Annotated in this window: 12 protein-coding genes; all 12 read right to left on the bottom strand. The window is 44.8% G+C overall.

Annotated features, from left to right (window positions below; genetic code table 11):
- Positions 1–124 precede the first annotated feature (124 nt).
- On the bottom strand, positions 125–400 hold the full coding sequence (locus D7D25_RS15755) for a transposase (RefSeq protein ID WP_122969883.1): 276 nt from the start codon (positions 398–400) through the stop codon (positions 125–127).
- A 224-nt stretch (positions 401–624) separates the two neighbouring features.
- The gene (locus D7D25_RS15750; RefSeq protein WP_122969882.1) at positions 625–1,494 is read right to left on the bottom strand and encodes a fructosamine kinase family protein; all 870 of its coding nucleotides are present in this window, start codon (positions 1,492–1,494) and stop codon (positions 625–627) included.
- 77 nt (positions 1,495–1,571) lie between these two features.
- Entirely contained in the window at positions 1,572–4,196 is a 2,625-nt protein-coding gene (locus D7D25_RS15745; protein WP_122969881.1) for a valine--tRNA ligase, read from the bottom strand.
- 340 nt (positions 4,197–4,536) lie between these two features.
- Positions 4,537–6,114 carry a sodium:solute symporter gene (locus tag D7D25_RS15740; protein WP_122969880.1) on the bottom strand — a complete coding sequence of 526 codons (1,578 nt, stop codon included), beginning with the start codon at positions 6,112–6,114 and terminating at the stop codon, positions 4,537–4,539.
- A gap of 6 nt (positions 6,115–6,120) precedes the next feature.
- The gene (locus tag D7D25_RS15735) at positions 6,121–7,644 is read right to left on the bottom strand and encodes a hypothetical protein (protein WP_148038958.1); all 1,524 of its coding nucleotides are present in this window, start codon (positions 7,642–7,644) and stop codon (positions 6,121–6,123) included.
- A 32-nt stretch (positions 7,645–7,676) separates the two neighbouring features.
- Entirely contained in the window at positions 7,677–8,921 is a 1,245-nt protein-coding gene (locus tag D7D25_RS15730) for a serine hydrolase (RefSeq protein ID WP_122969878.1), read from the bottom strand.
- Between the two features lie 53 nt (positions 8,922–8,974).
- Positions 8,975–9,997: a glycosidase gene (locus tag D7D25_RS15725; protein WP_122969877.1), complete on the bottom strand. Its 1,023-nt coding sequence runs from the start codon at positions 9,995–9,997 to the stop codon at positions 8,975–8,977.
- Between the two features lie 22 nt (positions 9,998–10,019).
- Positions 10,020–11,537, bottom strand: a complete 1,518-nt coding sequence (locus D7D25_RS15720) for a right-handed parallel beta-helix repeat-containing protein (RefSeq protein WP_122969876.1) — start codon at positions 11,535–11,537, stop codon at positions 10,020–10,022.
- Between the two features lie 76 nt (positions 11,538–11,613).
- Positions 11,614–14,124 carry a right-handed parallel beta-helix repeat-containing protein gene (locus D7D25_RS15715; RefSeq protein WP_122969875.1) on the bottom strand — a complete coding sequence of 837 codons (2,511 nt, stop codon included), beginning with the start codon at positions 14,122–14,124 and terminating at the stop codon, positions 11,614–11,616.
- A gap of 15 nt (positions 14,125–14,139) precedes the next feature.
- Entirely contained in the window at positions 14,140–15,015 is an 876-nt protein-coding gene (locus D7D25_RS15710; protein ID WP_122969874.1) for an alpha/beta hydrolase, read from the bottom strand.
- Positions 15,015–16,682 (bottom strand): RagB/SusD family nutrient uptake outer membrane protein, encoded by a 1,668-nt coding sequence (locus D7D25_RS15705; protein WP_122969873.1) that lies wholly within the window; start codon positions 16,680–16,682, stop codon positions 15,015–15,017. The genes D7D25_RS15710 and D7D25_RS15705 overlap by 1 nt, the downstream gene beginning before the upstream one ends.
- A gap of 13 nt (positions 16,683–16,695) precedes the next feature.
- Positions 16,696–19,725, bottom strand: a complete 3,030-nt coding sequence (locus D7D25_RS15700) for a TonB-dependent receptor (RefSeq protein ID WP_122969872.1) — start codon at positions 19,723–19,725, stop codon at positions 16,696–16,698.
- Positions 19,726–19,940 lie beyond the last annotated feature (215 nt).

Raw genomic sequence — 19,940 nt, 5'->3', positions numbered from 1 at the left:
ATTGTACGAGCCCTCTTCACGGGGAGAATAGTAGAAGCTGCCGCGGGGAACATCCAAGACCTCACATTGGCGGGAAAAGCTCAATGGGTGAGACTTGTAGATCTGTGACATCCCCTTTTTTTATCTATTTCCCCAATACTTTTTTTAAGAAATCAACCTTCGGCTGGAGTTGGCCCACTTTCTTGAAAAGTGCGTCCTTTTCCCTGTCATCCTCAGGTTTACTTGCTCCCCTTGCGAAAATCGAATCCGCATTGGATGGAAATTGACTCTTCCATGTTGAGATCTGACTTGGGTGGAGTTCGTATTTGCGGGCGATCTCCTGCACTGTTTCCCTTTCTTTTAGGACTTCTAAAACGACTTTCGTTTTGAAGCCTGAACTGTAACTTTTTCTCTTGACCATGACAACAAAATTAATACTTTTTTTTAATGATACTTGTTGTCTAAGATTTGGGGGTAATTATTGCATTTCCTCCTTGATGAACGATTGGCAATGTGATGGTGTTTTATTCTACATGAGTTTTTTTATCGCTGCATTGACAGTCTCAATTCCAGTTGTTGTCAAACTGACTGATTTATTGAATAATTACTTTTATGCCAGAAAACCAAGTTTATTTGATGTTTATCTCAAAAAAATCTTTTCAGGATGGATGAGACGGAAGAGTAATACCCGCTGCCGAAGAGGTTGAGGTGTACCAGCAGGTAATAGAGTTGGTACAGATCGATTTGGATGTCGTAATGAACGGGTTGGGGGATGATTTGGTGATAGGCATCGTAAAACTCCGATCCGAAACCGCCGAAGAGCCGGCTCATGGCAATGTCAACCATTGAGTGGCCATAATATACGGCGGGATCAATCAGGTAAGGGGTGCCGTCCGTTGCGATCAGGTAGTTGCCGCCCCAGAGGTCGCCATGCAGCAACGCAGGCTTTATATCGCCGGAAATTTCTCGGAACAGGGTGATGGCTCTCTCTTCTTCCGGTATCATGTTTCGTTGTATTAATCCGTCTCTGAGTGCCAATTGGAGCTGCGGGAGAATACGCTCGAACCAATAGAATTCTGCCCAGTCGGCGTGGGGGTTATTTTGTTGGGGCAGGCTGCCGATAAAATTATCTGAGGAAAATCCAAAGTCTGCTTGTGAGCATTGGTGTAATCGGGCCAATTGACTACCCAAGCGTTGATGATCGGAGGAAGCCGGGCGTTTGCTCTCCACTAAATCCATCAGGAGGAAGGCTTTTCCCTCTATGGAATCTACCAGGTGGACATGCGGTACGGCGATGGTTTTGGTTGCTCCGATAGCTTGTAATCCCTCCCGTTCGGAGTAGAACATTTCCAGGGCGAAAGAGGCGCTGTTTACTTTCAGGAAATATTGTCGCGTTTCAGTGTCAACGCGGTATGCCGAAGAAATATCCCCGCCGGAAACCGGTCTGGCGTTCACCACTTTTTCTCCCAGACAGGAAGTGATATATGGCAGAATACATGTTAAGGGTTCACTCATTATTCAGCCGTGTTATCGTTAAATGGGGGAGACCGGGCAGCGCCGGTCTCCCGGATATAGAAACTGTAAACTTCTGTTTATTTCTCCAATACCGCGATATTCTCCTTCAGCAGGGCGATTTTACTTTCGGCGTCAGCCTGTTTCTTGCGCTCCCCTTCCACGATTTCAGGTTTTGCATTCTGTACAAACCGTTCGTTAGCCAGTTTTTTTAATACCGACTGTAAAAAACCTTCGGTATAGGAGAGTTCCACCTTCAACTTCTGGAGCTCAGCTTCCACATCCATTTTATCCGCCAGGGGAATACTGTATTCGACAGTCCCTACCAGAAAACCCGATGCTCCGGGTTGCTTTTCAGAAACAGAAATGACCGAGGAAAGACGGCATATCTTGGCAATCACACTATCATATTGATGGTTGTGTTGACCGGTCACCTGCAATTCCAATTGTTCCTTGTTGGGGATATTCTTTTCCAGACGGATGGTACGTACACCGGCCACTACCTCTTTCAGTGTTTCGAAATCGTTCAGTAGTTCCTTGTCTGCCGGAGTCTGTTTCGGTTGAAGACTGGTCATGATGCTCTCACCTGCCTTCCTGTCGCACAAAGCCTGCCACAACTCTTCGGTAATAAACGGCATGAAGGGGTGCAGCAGCCGCATCAGCGCGTCAAAATAAGAGAGTGTGATCTTATATGTTTCCGTGTCGATAGGCTGTTGATAGGCCGGTTTTATCATTTCGAGGTACCAGGCGGAGAACTCGTCCCAAAAGAGTTTGTAAAGCAGCATCAACGCTTCCGAAAGGCGATATTTGGAGAAGAGGTCATCCAATTCGGCGATAGTTTCGGAGAGTTTGCTCCGGAACCATTCAGCCGCGATCTTAGCCGTTTCCGGCTGAGGGATGGTCTCATCCCTCTGCCATCCTTTGATAAGGCGGAAGGCATTCCATATCTTGTTGTTGAAATTACGTCCCTGTTCGCAGACCGATTCATCGAAAGGAAGGTCGTTCCCGGCCGGGGAAGTGAGCAGCATGCCCATGCGTACGCCGTCAGCCCCGTACTTCTCCATCAGTTCGATAGGATCCGGTGAGTTGCCGAGCGATTTGGACATCTTGCGACCCAGTTTGTCGCGTACGATCCCCGTGAAGTACACATTCCGGAAGCAGGGTTCCTTGCGGTATTCATATCCTGCCATAATCATGCGCGCCACCCAGAAGAAAATGATTTCGGGAGCGGTCACCAGGTCACTTGTGGGATAATAGTAGGCGATCTCCTTGTTATCGGGGTGGTTGATGCCGTCGAATACCGAAATAGGCCACAGCCATGAAGAGAACCAGGTGTCGAGCGCGTCCTCGTCCTGTTTCAAGTCGTCGATCGATAGCGGATAATCCACTCTTTCCAACGCTTTTTCGAATGCCTCCTCCCGGCTCATGGCCACCACGTATCCTCCCTGGGGGAGGAAGTAAGCCGGTATGCGGTGTCCCCACCATAACTGGCGACTGATACACCAGTCCTTGATGTTTTCCATCCAGTGGCGGTAAGTGTTCTTATATTTTTCAGGATAGAAGCGGATGGTCCCATCTTCCACCGCTTCCAGGGCGGGGCGTGCCAGGTCGCCCATTTTCAGGAACCATTGCATCGAGAGCTTCGGTTCGATGATCGCGTCGGTGCGCTCCGAAAAGCCTACTTTGTTGGTGTAAGGTTCCATTTTTTCCAATAGTCCGGCTTCTTCCAGGTCTTTTTCGATCTGCCTGCGTACCTCGAAACGATCCATTCCCACATAACGGCCGCCATTTTCATTCAGTGTGCCGTCCTGATTGAATATGTCGATGGACGGGAGGTTGTACTTTTCCCCCAGCATATAGTCGTTCACATCGTGTGCCGGGGTCACTTTCAGGCATCCGGTACCGAATTCGATATCCACATAGTCATCTTCAATTACGGGAATAGCGCGGCCGACTAAGGGGATAATGACTTTTTTCCCTTTCAGGTGGCTGTTTTTGGGATCATCGGGATGGATGCACATGGCCGTATCACCCATGATAGTTTCGGGGCGGGTAGTGGCGACCACCGCATAAGCCCCGTGGGGATCACCCTCAATCTTATATCGCAGATAATAGAGTTTGCCGGTCACTTCCTTATGGATCACCTCCTCGTCAGAAAGTGCTGTAAGGGCTTTTGGATCCCAGTTGACCATCCTTACCCCGCGGTAAATGAGTCCTTTGTCATGTAGATCACAAAATACTTTTAGCACGCTCTCAGAACGGGTCTCATCCATGGTGAAAGCAGTCCTGTCCCAATCGCAGGAAGCCCCCAGCTTCTTCAACTGTTCCAGGATGATCCCTCCATGCTCGCGAGTCCAGTCCCACGCGTGTTTCAGAAATTCTTCCCGGCTGAGTTCATTCTTTTGGATACCCCGCGCGGCCAGCCTGTCCACCACTTTTGCTTCGGTAGCGATGGAAGCATGATCGGTGCCGGGCACCCAGCAGGCGTTTTTTCCCTGCATCCGCGCCCTGCGTACCAGCACGTCCTGGATAGTGTTATTGAGCATATGCCCCATGTGCAATACGCCGGTGACATTGGGTGGCGGAATAACGATGGTATAGGGTTCCCGGCTATCCGGTTCGGAGTGGAACAATTTGTTGTCCATCCAATATTGATACCACTTCTTTTCTACCTCTGCGGGGTTGTATTTGCTTGCAATCTCCATACGAACATACTTGAGTTTAATCCTACGAAATCCGCACGCAACGACGATCATCTTGTCTCGTCTTGTGCGGTCTTATCCTGTTTTATGATGATGCTTCACCTCCGTTTTTTTGCCTGGCGGACGTGACGTCAAAAAGAGGGAAGCAAAATGCAAAAGTACAAAAAATAACTCAAAACGTTCTTGGAGTTTTGTTTGTCGTGAACTTCCGGCAGAGGGGATGTGGCTTTTTCACTGCGCGTCTTTTTACGGGGTATCTGCGGAACAGATTGTCGGCCAGGTGAAAAAATGCCTGTCAGGAGCATTGAGTTGTTTCTATAATAAGGGGGGACGAAAATGGGATTTATGAAAAAACAAATAACATTAGCGCTGAAAAACAAAGTAATACTAAACCCCATACCCTATAATTAGCGTGCCACTTAACTTTCTTCAACTCTAGGGTTTCCTCTTTAAATTGGGCTACGGTGAAAATATTTCCTTCCAGTTTGTTATTGTCCGGAGCCGGGGAGAACAGACTGCATATATACATCACAAATAAGCTAATTACAAATAATAGAGGGACAATAAACAGGAAATGCATATCTCCAAAAATATCGTTTTTGAAAATAAGTAATAGCACGGCAACCACTAAGCCGCTGATTAAGCCGATAAATACTCCTTGGGCGTTCACTCGTTTCGAGAAGACACCTACAATGAACGAAGCCACGATAGGAGGTGACAAATAAGCCAACATTTCCTGATAGTATTTTAAGATTGACCCAAAACGTCCTATCTGAGGAGCCCACAATGCAGCTATGATAATTACGACCAATGCTACAATCTTTCCGACTCTAACCAATTGTTTGTCACTTGCTTTTTTATTCAATTTGCTGTAAAAATCCATCGTAAATAAGGTTGATGTAGAATTCATTATGGCACTGAGGGAAGATGTGAGCGCTGCAAAAAGGACAGCAATCATAACCCCGAGCAGACCCACAGGCATCAGGTTTATTATCATTGCCGGGTACACCATATCGGGACTCTCTAATCCCGGAAATATTTTTTGGGACATGACTCCCGGAATGGCGAAAAGAAACAGGGTGGTCAGAGTGATACCTCCGTTAAGCATTACTCCGTTGCGGCCAGCATTCAGGCTTTTGGCACTCAGTACTCTTTGCACCAGAGTTTGATTATTTGCCCAAAAGTACAAACCTGTTATAGGCATTCCTACCAGCAGCGCTAACCAAGGAGTGGATGCGTCGTCTATAGGGCGGATCAGCCTGGTCATATAATCACCGGAAGTAAGGAGTTCTTTGAAATATTCAAAACCACCACTCATGGTTACGAATACGGCAAGAAGGATGGATCCCGCGATTAAAATTACAGCCTGAATGATCTCCGCGTTGATGGCGGACGACAGTCCACCGGGAATTGTATACGAGGCGGCTAACAGGGCAAAGACAATGACAATTGTTTGTATTTCGACCGATGGCACAAGCAACTTGACAATCAAAGCACTCGCATACAAGGCTGTGGCTGCGTCCAAAAATACATTCCCTAATATACAAATAGCCGAAAAATAATATCGGGAGCGGGCATCGAATCTGCGCTCCAAAAATTCGGGAATAGTGAAAATACCGCTTTTAATATAGATTGGGAGTAGGAAAGTGGCAAAGAACACCATCACTACGACTCCCATCAGATTGTAGTTGAAAACAGCTATGCCTGTAGAATAGGCGTCACCTGTTTGTCCTATAAGGGTTGTGCTGGATATACTCGCGGCAAAGAGGGACAATCCTACTACTACCCAGGACATGCTACGCCCGGCAAGAAAGTAAGATTTAGAATCTCTGCTTTTTCCGTTTTTTAAAGCCCACCAAACAATTACCGCCATAGATAATGCTATCACGGCAATATCTATCATTGAAATAGAGGTTGTCATACACTCTTAATTTATTGGGATGTTGGTCAGAAGTTTGAAGCTTCTCGCAGGAATTGTAACAGTAAATCCTTTTTTGACCTTTTCGGTGGTTACTTTATCAACGGGTACAGGAAAAGAATTTTCATCGGTTTGGTAACCCGACTCTACGTAGTCATAAATATCCAGATCGCTTTTGCCGTTTATATTCATCTTCAAGTCAAATGTATGATCGACCTCATCAGCATTTACAATTGCTATGGTGGATCCTGTACCGGAACTTCCGGCAACGACCCTCAATCTGTGGAATGATTCTTCCTGTGTAGGATTGTATATCTTCATCCCGGGTGTAAAATAGCGTGACATGAGCGACCATGTGAAAAACCAGGGACGTATTTCCTCGTGCTTAGGATCACCGATCAGCTCTGTGCCGAGTGAATTCCAAAATCCCCATACTTTCAACTGATCTTTATCTCCCAGGTCTCCTATTGTATGCATTGCGTCGTCCAGCATCCAAGCACTGGCTCCATGCCAACCGGCTTTCATTGTTTGAATGAGCATATCAGCCATATCCACACCATACAGATAATCATACACGAATAGTTGTGAGTCTTCGCTGGCAAATTCGGTCGATTGCATCCGTTTCTTGTATTCTCCGCCTAATTCCAGGGTGTGGTACCAGCCCCCAATCTCACCGAAAATCATTGGTTTTCCTGTGGGGCGGATAGTTTCTCCCACAGCGGCATAATGTTCCATGAATGCCCCGCTTCGGATAAATTGGTAGTCGGCATAACAATGCACGTTATAAACTCCTGTTAAGTGATCCAGTTGTTTCACCGATTGTTCAACCCATTGCCACCCGGTATATTCCGATTTATGATTATTGCTTAGTTCTACCACATCCGGTGCCGCCATGGTAATATCAAGTTTTTCATTGGCAAAAGCCTCTGCCATCATTTCCACTCCTTTTTTCCACTGATCCCACTCGCCTCTGGTACAGGCCCAATCACCGTTGGGTTCATTCGTTATGATATAATATTTGATACAACTAAAGCCTTTTTCTTTCACCAGAAAAGAGACATATTGGGTAGTCATCTCAATAAAACGGGGATCGTCCACCCGGTCTATATTTCCCGGATAACCCCAAAAGCCAGGCACCCCATAGTCACCCAGTAAAACAACTATTCCATTGCGTTGACAATAGTCTAAAATCTTACATACCATCTGAACTTCAGGACAATCGAAATCAAGTATCGGTTCTCCTTTTGCGTTTACCCCTTTGAAATACCTCCATCCTGCTACATCCATCACACGCACAATACGTGGTTTCATGTAGTCGAGACGTTTGTATACCATTTCCAGTTTCTCGTCGGTCATAAGATAGCCCCACTCGGCATCCGGAGAATCACCGTGTGGATAGGCCGACCACTCGACGCCATGACCAATAAAATTCTCCGACACGGGTTGAGTGTCTATTTCAATAGTTTCAGGGGGAGTACATCCTATAGTTGTTAGTATTATGCTGATTAACAGAATTATAATATTCTTTTTCATATCTTCAAGGACTTATAATTTGTGAAATTTTCTCATTTCATACTTTGATATACCGATATATGGAATGCTTCGTGCATACTGACATTGTCATTGTATGCCTGGTTTATGTTGGTATAGAACAACAGTATCATATTGTTTTTTCTGTCAATGATATAGTCGGTGCCAAAGGCTCCCCCCCATTTCAAGGAATTGGGGGGTACCATACATTTGTTATATCTGTGTTTGTCGGTTAGTTCAAAAGCCATACTGAAATCATGATAGGTTTCTACTCCTTCCATCTGACTGCTCGTCATCAGCTCGACAGTTTGCCTACCCAAAACTCTTTGATTATTGAATTCTCCTCCGTTCAGTATCATCTGGCAGAACTTGGCATAGTCTTCTATTGTGCCCGAAAGCCCGGCCCCACCACAAAGTGCTGTTTTGTATGTGATTTTTGGAGCATCTTGCGCAAATTGATCATCCGTAAGTTTATAACTATTGGTCTCGGTGTCTTGCGTATATAATTTCACCAATCTATCATAATTCCTTTGAGGTTGTACAAAGTATGTATCCTTCATACCCAAAGGGTCGAGTATCCGTTCTCTCATCAGTACATCCAATGTTTTTCCACTTATTACCTCTGCCAAATAACCGGCGATATCGGTGCTGAATCCATACGTGAATCTCTCCCCCGGATCATGTTGTAAAGGTATTTTGGCCATTCTTTCCAAAACTTCTTGTGATGTGATCGGATATCTGTAAAAAAAACCATCCACATTTTGCCCATGAGGGTTGTAATCATATCCGGCAGTATGAGTAAGTAAGTGACGGATCGTGATACTTCTTTGTGCGGGTCTTGTTTTCAGGGTTCCCTCCTTTGCATCTCCCGATTCATACACTTGAGGATTAGCAAACATCGGGAGGTATTTTTCTATGGGATCATCCAGTTTGAACTTGCCTTCCTCGAATAGTGAGAGTAAAACGGCAGAAGTGATTGCTTTGGTTTGCGATGCATTTCTGAAAATATCATCTGACTTTACCATTATTTTATTTTCCACATCTTTGTATCCATAAGCTCGGTGATAAACTATTTGGCCGTCTTTGATCACCAGGGCTATTGCATTAGGTAGTTTTTTGTTTTTTATATATTGTGATAACAGCGAATCAATCCTGCTTATACGATTGCCGGCGAATCCAATGTTTTCCACATTCTCACAGGGAAAAAAGCTTTGAACCGTTTGCCCAAAGCTATATCCTATGAAAAATAAATAACCTGTCAGTATAATTAATTTCCTCATATCTATATTCGTTTTTCTCTATTCGTGATAAAAGTCTGTGAACATGAAAGAGTTTATTTATTATTATTTTTTATAAAATCCACCAATTCCTGTACGGGGCATGTTGCAAGGCATACATATTTGTCCGCAGCTCCATAATATACGTATAGCGTATCATCCACTATTATATTTCCCGTGGGGAATACACAGCCATTGTAATAGCCCTTCATCTCCCAGTCAGTCTCAGGCTCCAGAATAAAATCTCTTGTCCGCCCTATAATTTTCAGGGGATCTTCAAGGTCCAGCAGGAGCGCTCCTACACGATAATAGCCGCTCCCTCCATTATCAACCCCATGATATAATGTCAGCCAACCATCTTTGGTCCTTAGCGGAGGAGTGGCGCCTCCGATTTTCTCTTCCCAGGTCCCGTCGATTCCCGTGATCAGCAAGTGACTCTCTTTGCCTTGCCAATCCAGCAGGTCATCCGAAAATTTTAGCCAGATGGAGGGATGTTTCACGCCATAGTTTTCTCCCACATATTGTTTGGGTCGGTGCATCAGCACATATTTTCCATTTATTTTTTCAGGGAAAAGTATCACATCCCTGTCGTCGAGGTGCGAATCGGTAATCCGCCCCAAACGCTCAAATGTACGAAAATCTTTTGTACGCATCAAACCCGAATTTCCCATATTTTCCTTCATAAAGACAGGAGCATGCTCTCCCTGAGGGGGGCGGTTTACCACGTCATGTGCGAAATTCCAGTACTGTCCCGGAGGAAATGGACGAAAAGCATAGGTGATATAAAAATCATCATCAAATTTTACGATGCGGGGGTCTTCCACACAACCTCCATCAGGGTATCCCGGGACAGGTGAAAATACGGGTTCGGATGAGACTCTCTCAAAGTTGACTCCGTCGTTACTAATTGCCAGCCCTAATCTGATAACATGTTCTGTATCTGCTCCGGCAGCCCTGTAAAGCATGTGGAATTTTCCTTCCTCGTACCACACTCCCGGGTTGCACGTTACCAGGCTTTCCCATTCGTTTTTCGGGTTAGGGGAGAGTATTGGGTTTGCACTATGTCTTGTAAGCTTCATAATCTGATTTTGTTGTCTTCTATTACTTGTCTACTTGATGAACTCCTATGGAAGGGGCTTCATTTACAGGAAGTTTATTACCCCAGAAATCCTTTCCTCCGTTATGATCTATGACAACTCCTGCTTTCCGGGCCGGAGATTTTTTGTGAAGTTTGTAGCCTTCAAGTGATTCAAGTCCTTTTTTTCCTGTTCCGGGAGCCATCAACATCGGATCTCTCGTTATTTTATTTATCTCATCAGGTTCGGTTGGGTGATGATTCTCCCAATAAAGGTTGTTGAGGAATATACCACCTGTACCCGGAATAGAATATCCTCCCGTGCCGTGATTTATTATAATGTTATTTTTAAATATCCATGGAGCGTTTACATCACCCCCTTCGTCCCACAAGTGGTCTATTATTTTGGTGTCTAACCCATCGCCAATATAAAACACATTATTGTAAATCTGAGTGTGGGGAGTCATTCCTCCTGCAATCATTATCACACGTTCCTTGTCATTTTGCGATATATTGTATCTCACGATGTTATTGGTGGAATTTGACGCATCTATGACCAACACAAATCCGCCTTCGTTATCGTGACTGTAGTTATATTGGATCACACAGTCAAAACAGTCCAAGTCGTGATCAAATCCCATTCCATCGGCATTTCCTTCAAGCTTATAGGTATGGCATGCCTCATTGTACTGAATAATGCAGTTACGCCCACGGGTAGACCAGATGGCTGCCGCCCCGTTGAAGCCATCATCCTCCCGGTAAGCACCACAACCCTCGGCATAATTAGATTCTATGAGTGCTCCGTCACAACCAAAGGTTAAAATGCCATCCGAATCTATCTCACGCACTGTATTTCCCCGGATCACAACCCCTGTTGTAGATTGACCAGGTTCAGCCCAAGTGTAGTCCCAGACAACAATACCTGTACGACCTGAATACTCGACAGTATTATTCTCAATCAAAACATCCCGGTATTTATCAGTCCCTTTTGATGTATGGCTTACGCTAACCGAGATACCTCCATATTGATGTGGATCGACACCATTTAAATAACGGAATGAACATGACACATGATGTACGTGATTATCCCGGATGACAATGCCGTACAATTCGCCCGCGCCATCGTTCTCGAAAAGTATGCCATTGCGATATGTATTGCCCCTCCCGGGGGCTGTGTTCGTGATTTCCAAACCCTGGACAATCCAGTATGAGGCATTACGGATATATATTGTGGCATTTACCTGGCCATTACCGTTGATTCTTGGACGCCCGCCTTCGCCCCAAACTCCTATTGTGATGGGGTTTTCTTTTGTTCCGGAGCCTTTGGGCGCTAATGAGTCTTCCCATACTCCATTTTTTCGTAATAGTATTTTATCTCCCGGATTAAATAATTTATCGTTGACATTGGCAAATGTTTTCCATGCTGCATCTTCCGATGTCCCGGCATTATTATCATTCCCCTTTTGGGAGTCGATGTAATAGTCTGTGGCATTTGCAATAATGCAAAAGCAAATAAAGAGAGTTGTTAAAAGATGTCGTTTCATTTCTGATTGTTATTGTGTAAACATTGCCCATACAATACCGATTATCGTACAGGCAATGTCTAATTCACTGAGATTATTATTCAAATTCTATTTTTACGCTTCCAAGTTGTACTAACCAGCCATTGCCTTCGGGAACTTCAAGCTTTTTCAGCCTGATAGCAAAGTACCTGTAACCCGGGGCTAGTGGGTTTGCCGGAATGTATCTGTAACCCAGCCATTCTGTTCCTCCCATATCCTGTCGTGTGAATGGGATTGAGGTCATTTGTGCGGGATCACTTGTGGTTCCGCAGAGGATCTCCACGTACTCATCCACCGGAGCCCACATGCTTACAAATGAGGTAACTGCAAAGCCGGTAATATCTTCCGGGAGGTTATATACGACATATCCTTCGGCAATATTCGTCCTTGTGGCGCGGGTAGCATCTCCATTGAATGCCTCAGCAGGAGATTCGTAAATAATTGTCATATTCGCGGAAGCGCCTGCAATTTTTGATGCATCTTCAAAATCATCGAACAGGAAATTCTCAACCGGAATAATTATTGGCTCTTCACTGTCGATTTCAACCGATCCTACCTGAAGTCCCCATACGTCGTCTCCTTTTTCCTTTACTTCTATTTTCAGATATCTGGCTCCGGCTGATACCACCGAATTGATCTTGGCTTCATAGGTTTGCCAACCATCTATTTCTTTGCCAACTTTTGAATATTGAACCGATAAAGGACTCCATGGGCCTTCTGCCCATTCGGCCTCGAATAGTTGTAAATCGCTTACGTCGGTGATGCCGAGTGAAGTATATTTACCTATTGAGAATGTCACTGTTGCCGACTTAAAGCCTTCATATTTATACACTATATTGGCATCATGGTTTGCTGATCTGACGATACGCGAATCATCACCGTTGAAATATTGCGGGTTCGAGGAATCGAATGCAAAATGAGAGGAATGTGAGTCTGCAACACTCCAATCTTCAAGCGGATCAAACAACACAGTGTCAGGATCGTCATTCCCGTTTGGTTCGTGAGCACCTATGGTTAACGCACCTTTGCTTGATACAGGATTACCCCAAAAGTCTTTACCCCCGTTTTTACGAATTTCCACGCCATCGTTTATTGCAGGAGAGTCTTCTTGCAGTTTGTATCCCTCAAGGCTTGCAATTCCTAATGTCCCGTTGCCGGGAGATACGAACATGGGATCATATGTCCGTTTATTTTCCTCCCCGGGTTCGCTTGCCGGATGGTTGCCATAATAAATATTACCGGCAAAACCTCCTCCTGTACCGGGAATATTGTATCCGCCACTTCCATAATTGACAATGATATTATTCTGGAAACTCCATCTGGCATTGATGTTTCCGCCCGTTTCCCAACTATGGTCAAAAATTTTGGTATCCAATCCTTCTTTGATGTAGATTGTATTGCCATAGATTTGGGTTGAAGCAGGAACCCCTCCTCCAAACAAAAAAATTCGTTCTTTATCGTTTTGGGAGATATTGTAGCGGACGATGTTATTTTTCGAGCCTTCACCTCCTGCCTCTTTATGTCCGTCCACAAATAGCATAAAACCTCCATCGTTGTCGTGGCTGTAATTGTACTGCACAATACAATCGTATGATTCCATATCGATATCGAAACCTGTGCCGTCTGTATTGCCTTCCAGGGCACGGGTGTTAAATGCTTCGTTGTGTTGAATGATACAACCCCGCCCGCGGGTACACCATATACCTGCCGAACCATTGAATTGATTATCTTCCCTGTATGAGCCTGCCGCCTCACAGACATTATACTCTATCAGTGCTCCATTACAACCATAGGTGAGGATGCCATCCGAGTCACTCTGTTTCACCGAGTTGTGACGAATCACTACATTCGTGGAAGATTCTGCATTACTACCCCATATGTAGTCCCATACAACAATTCCGCTTCGACCCACTTTTTCGACTTCGTTGTTTTCGATCAATACTTTGTCGAATTTATCGGTAGCAGCTACGCTGTAGGTTGACACGGCAATGCCACCGAATGAATGGGGGTGGTAAATACCGGCATAACCAAACGAGCCGAAAACATCGTGAATTTTGTTATTCTTGATTGTAATATTGCTGACCACTCCTCCGTTTTCGTTAAGGACAAGAATTCCACTGTGGTAAGCATCGCGTTGTGCAGCCGTGTTGGTAATTTCCAGTCCATCGATTACCCAGTTGGATTGGTTGACAAGTTTTACACCCGCATCCGCTCCATTGGCATTGATTATGGGTTTTGCTCCTTCACCGTACGAAGTGATGATGATAGGCTTTGAGGCCGTTCCGGATCCACCGGGAGCTATCATGCCTTCAAAACTGCTTCCGGCCTTAAGGGCAATTGTATTGCCCTCTACAAAAGTCTGTTGATTGATTTTTTCAAGAGTTTTCCAGGGGGCTTCGGGGGAAGTTCCCTTATTCGTGTCGTCTCCCGATTCTGAGTCAATGTAATAGGTGGCTCCACTCTCGGCCAAGGTTGGATAATTCCTAAGCAGATCTTCCACGTTACTACATGAAAAAATGATACAGCATATGGATGCAATAGTTGCTAAATGTAATATATTTTTTATCATGATAATATTGTTTTACTAATTCTGACTGTATTTGATAATCCACTCCAGCATAGCGATATTCAGGCGATGAGAAAACTCCTGTGAGGCACCCTCGCCACCATGTCCGCCACCGGGAATGATAATCAGCGTGTCCGCAACGTTCTCATCTTTGAGTTTTTGCTGCATCATCCGTGATTGCCCTACCGGTACGATATCATCCGCTTCTCCGTGGATCAACATGGTAGGTTTGTAATTTGGACTATAATAGGGGCTTGCATCCTTGTATTCTCTGGCAAGTTTTGAAGGGTCGTAACTCCAGGGCTTACCTGTGACCAGGGGTAATAATCTTTCTACGTCCTGGGGTTTTGCTCCTTCCATTGAAAAGAACGTATCTAATACGGTAGGTGCGCCAAGAGTAATGACAGAGGAAATAACATCTTGCTTGTCATACCTGTAAGCATAGAGTAGCGCTAAATGTGCGCCGGCACTACCTCCCCAGAAGATGAACCGGGAATCCCTGATATTCCATTTTTTCGCGTTGGCTCTTATAAAGCTTAATGCTTCATCAATATCTGCCATCATCTCTTTATAATGAATGTTATTCCCGGGGGAAGCTAACCTATAATTGATATTGATTACGTTGATACCTGCCGCCAGCAGACCGTCACGCATAAAATAGGCATCTTTTTTATCGCCTGCCATCCATCCTCCTCCATGAATAAGTATCACAAGAGGGGTCTGCGGTGTTCTGCCAGCAATAAGATCCACATCCATCTTGTGGAGAGCGTCTTTCCCATAAGCAATGTCATGCGACCTCAACTCCTTCTTTTTTGAATCTGCAAAACAACCTATTGTGGCTGATAACAGGAACAGGCTTATGGCTATAAGTTCAAATCTTCTGCGTTTCATCATTAATAACCTTCATTGTTCGGTCCCAATTTAGGATTCTTTGCCAGTTCATTGAAGTTTATTGGCATCAAATAATGTTTCGGGAGGAATACCTGTACAGGAGAAGTGGTAATCTCAAAAACCTCATAGTTTTTCACATTATCATTCTCTGTAATTTTTATTCCATGAAAACGTTTCCCGTGCAAAAGTTCTTCGGCAATACGCCAACGGCGTATATCCCAGAAACGATGTCCTTCAAAAGCGAGCTCTACTTTACGTTCGTGGCGTATTCTTTCACGCATTCCTGTCTGGTCGAGTCCTGCAGGCAGTGTGCCCCCCAATCCGGCGCGCCGGCGAACGACTTCCATGGCGTTGTAAACCGATTCGTCTGCTCCGACAGCTTCATTTTGGGCTTCCGCATAGTTGAGCAATACTTCGGCATAGCGGATTTCCTTCCAGCTTGTTGAACTTCCCAAATAGTTAATAGCCAGTTTCTCGAAAGGTATTGTCTCATCTAAAAATTTGCGCAGGATATAGCCTGTATTTGTTCCCTCATTCATTCCTAATCCATCGGATGTAGTCCTGTATGCAGTGCGGATAACTGTATTTTTAAATGTAGCGCCATCTACAATAATACTCCACTGTAATCTCTTATCCCTATTTTCATATGGATTGGCCGCATGTTGCGGGTTGCTCCAGTCGAAAGGGGAACCATCCAGCATCTCGTAAGAATCGACCAGTTCTTGCGTCGGACAGGTCTGGTTTCCCCAACCATTGTCCAGGCTGAAAGGCATATATAAAAAGTCAGCCGAATGCCCTTTATTCACGCCATCGTAAAGGACTTCAAACAAAACCTCGCTTGTTTCCCCTCCTTTAGATTGAAATAAGGCATTGTAATTATCGACAAGAGAGAAAATCCCTCTATCAATGACCTGTTTTGAGAACCATGCCGATTTTTCGTAACGCTCTGCATATAACATTGCACGTCCGCCAAGCGCCAATGCTGCTTCCCGTGTAACGCGACCAAGTTGTGACGGAGGTAGATTCTCTGCGGAAGGCAAGCCTCCATGCTCAGCACCTATGGCTTCTAATTCCCTTTCAATAAAGTCATATATATCAGATACCGGATCACGGGGAACCTGCATCTCTTCCAGATTGTTGACATCCTGTAATTCTACAATCAGCGGTACGTCTCCATATCGTCGAACCAGGTCTGAATACATATAGGCCCGCAGGAACCGGACTTCAGCCGCAATCCTGTTTTTAAAATCATCAGTAAAACCGGATGCAGCCAGATTGACCAGCATGTGGTTGCATTTGCGGATAGCAGAATAACGTTGTCCCCATACGTCATGCGGATTCCACTGGGCAGACATTCCTCCGGGTATGATCACGCTGTTACTTTCATTCCAGCCGGCTCTGGAGCGAAGAAGGTCCGTACTTCCATCGAGCAGGTCCGTGATCCCCATTCCTGTGTTTATCGCATTGTGAGGAGCCGTTCCAAAAGCCATGGCTCCATAACCACATGGCATGGAAGAATAGATATGATAAAGATATTGAAGCACCAACTCCTGGTCTTGGAATATCGATGAACTTACAATCCTGTCCTTGGGTGCCTCATCGAGATCAGCACAACTAAATGCCAGAAGGGCAAGAAATGCCGCGTATATATATATTGTGAATGATTTCATTGTCGTCAAATTGTTAGAATTGAATATTTACCCCCAAATTGTATGTCCTCATTTGAGGATAAAAATAGCTCCTGTGCCCTGGTTCGATCTGTGGTGATTCAGGGTCAAAATCTTTCATCGCAGAGAAGGTCAGGAGGTTGTTCCCGGAGACAAAAAGGCGTAACCCGTTTATATTTGCCCTTTTCAGCCATTCCTGATTGCAATCGAACGAATATGCCAGTTCAAGATTGCGCAGGCGTACATAGGTCCCATCATATAGCCAGAGTGAAGAATTTACGCGATTGTTCGGCCTCATGCCGGCGTATAGTTTTGGATATTTCGCATCCGGATTGTCGGTGCTCCACGAATCCATGAAGATAGCCAATGCATTCGCATCCAGGTTGAAGGGATCCCAACGCAACATCTGGTCAAACATGGCCGCACCCTGCCAATTCGTAGTAAGACTGAAACGCTTATAACTAAGATTTAAATTCAAACCATACACAAGCTCAGGTACCTGGCTTCGTCCAATGGCGGTAATGTCGTTGCCGTCAATTACATTTTTACCATCACGATCATCAATATTGGCATATTTAATATCACCGATTCCATAAGCGCCAAATCCTGATTGATCGGCCCATGTATCAACCTCTTCCTGCGTTTTAAAAATGCCGACAGCCTTATAACCAAAGAACTGGTCGAAGGGACGTCCCGTGCGGCGTTGGAGATCATTTATACCGTCAGCTTCGCCGATATAAACGATTTTGCTGCGCGCAAAAGTTGTATTGCCCTCAACCGTTACTCCAAAATCGCCCCACTTGTCGGTATAGCGCAGCAGTGCCTCAAAACCATAATTATCTACTTCGCCATGATTTTCCTGTGGCAACAAGCCTGAAACTCCGGCCGATTCAGGAACCACAGCATCACGAACCATGAGTATATCGCGGGTGTTTTTCCTGAAGTAAGTGAATTCTCCCGATAATTTGCCTCTCAGGATACTCCAGTCAAGGCCTATATCTGTATTGCGGGCGGTTTCCCAGGTCACCTTCGGATTCGGCAGCACGCTCTCCTGGAGTCCTGGTATGTATGAGCCTCCTATCACAGAACTTGGCCCCACGACGAATGCGGATAGGTACTGAAATTGTTCTATACGGTCGTTTCCAAACTCTCCGTATGAAACACGGAACTTAAGATTGTCGAATATATTGAGGTCTTTAATAAAATTTTCTTCACTGACTCTCCAACCTGCAGATATGGCAGGAAAGAAGCCCCAACGATTATCCGGGTGAAAATTGTATGAGCCATCGACACGGAAATTGGCCTGGAGTAGATATTTACCCATGTAACCATAGTTTACACGTCCTGCATAGCCTCTGCGCGCGTTGTTCCATCTATATCCACCCATTTTCTGATCTTTTTCGGGGCCGGCAAATATTTCGGGAATAGAAGAGGAATAGTAGCTATAGCGGCTTGCCGACAGGTTCGTTCCTGTGTATGTCGATTCTTCATAGACAAGTACTGCAGATATATTGTGTTTTTCCGCTAATGTAGTTTGGTAGTTTAATGAAGTCTGTAACGTTGTACGGGTCTCATCTCCGGCTATTTCATGTAGATTTTTACCTCCTCCGGATGTTTTTTTCTCATAGGTGTCTGTCAGCCGATCGTGTATATAATAATCATACACATCCGTAAATGTCTTATTCCTGGCATAAGCCCGGTCATAGGAATAGGAGAAATTTGCCTCCAGTCCATCAATCCAGGGGACATCGTATGTTGCTTTAAAGCTACTGTTGAAAGACGAAATCTTACGCTTAGCATATCCCGAGTGGTCGGCAACTCCTATGGGCGAAACATTTTGCCCGTTTGCCTGTAAACCCCTCTCGGCAATATGAGCCGGGACATAAGGCGCTTCTGTGGGGGCCGAGTTGAGTACAGTACTGAAAACGCCATCACCTGAAGCCGCATCGCTGATATCTTCTAATCGGCCTGACAAATCAAACCCTAAGGAGAAGTAACTGCCAATCTTTGTATCAATATTAGAACGAACATTATAACGTTGAAATGAGGCCAAATCATATAAACCCTTCTGATCAAGAAATCCTCCGGAAATGAAGTACTTGGTCTTGTCGACACCTCCATCTATGGTGACACTATGTTGATGCATCGGGGCATATTTGTGCAATGATGCATCCCACCAATCTGTATTCGGCAATGTGCCATTTTGGTATCCGTCTATTTGATCCTGGGTAAACAATAACTGGCTACCAATATTATACCTGGCAAGATTCAGATATTTGGCATATTGATAGGAATTCATCATTTTCGGGATTATTGTCGGAGTCTGTACTCCGAACGACGCCGAATAATTTAAGCGGGTTTCTTTTCCCGAACCCCGTTTTGTTGTGATCAGAATTACACCATTGGCAGCACGCGCCCCATAAATTGCGGCTGATGCTGCGTCTTTGAGTATGCTTATACTCTCAATGTCATTGGGATCGACCTGGTTTATAGGTCGCTCAACCCCGTCGACAATGGTGAGTGTGGCATTATCTCCCCAAGTGCTTTTTCCCCGGATATAGAATAGAGGGGCGTCATCTCCCGGTTTTCCCGACTGTTGAGAGGTGATAACTCCGGTCATTTTACCTGTAAGAGTATTCGTGAGATTTGGTGTTGGAGCGGTTAACAAAGCATCTCCGCTAAGGGAGGAGACTGAACCTGTCATGTCAATTTTACGTTGTGTTCCATAACCCACGACAACGATCTCTTCCGTTAAAACATAATCTTCTTCGAGAATTATCTCCATAAAAGACAAACTCGCTTGTCGTTCAATGGTTTTAAAACCCAGAAACGAGAATAGAATAATGTCGTTTCGGGACGCGTTAAGCGAGAACCCCCCATCTATATCTGTAACGGTTCCCACATTTCCACCTTTTATCAAGACGGTTGTACCGGCCAAAGGCATACCATCAGAAGAGGTGACCCGTCCTTTGATCTCTATTTCCTGAGCGATTAGAATCACAGGAAGGACGAGTAAAATTAGAGTGAAAAATCTTTTTAAATTCATGACATATCAAATAATTCAACTTTCGCACGCTCCATCAGCCTGCCTGCGATAGGCTTTCAAAATTTAAGTATTGCAGATCAGTGTCGTCAATAATCAAACTTGGTTTAGATACATTCAATGTCTTATGCTGGGAAAATGAAAATACGTGAATAAATCCATTCTTTTCAGGCTGCAAACTTAAGACAGTATTTATACTAATTGTAATACAATATCAC

The organism is Proteiniphilum sp. X52 (assembly GCF_003712195.1).
Classification (GTDB): domain Bacteria; phylum Bacteroidota; class Bacteroidia; order Bacteroidales; family Dysgonomonadaceae; genus Proteiniphilum.
The sequence above is the reverse complement of the archived record's forward strand: the minus strand, read 5'-3'. Positions and strand labels throughout refer to the sequence as shown.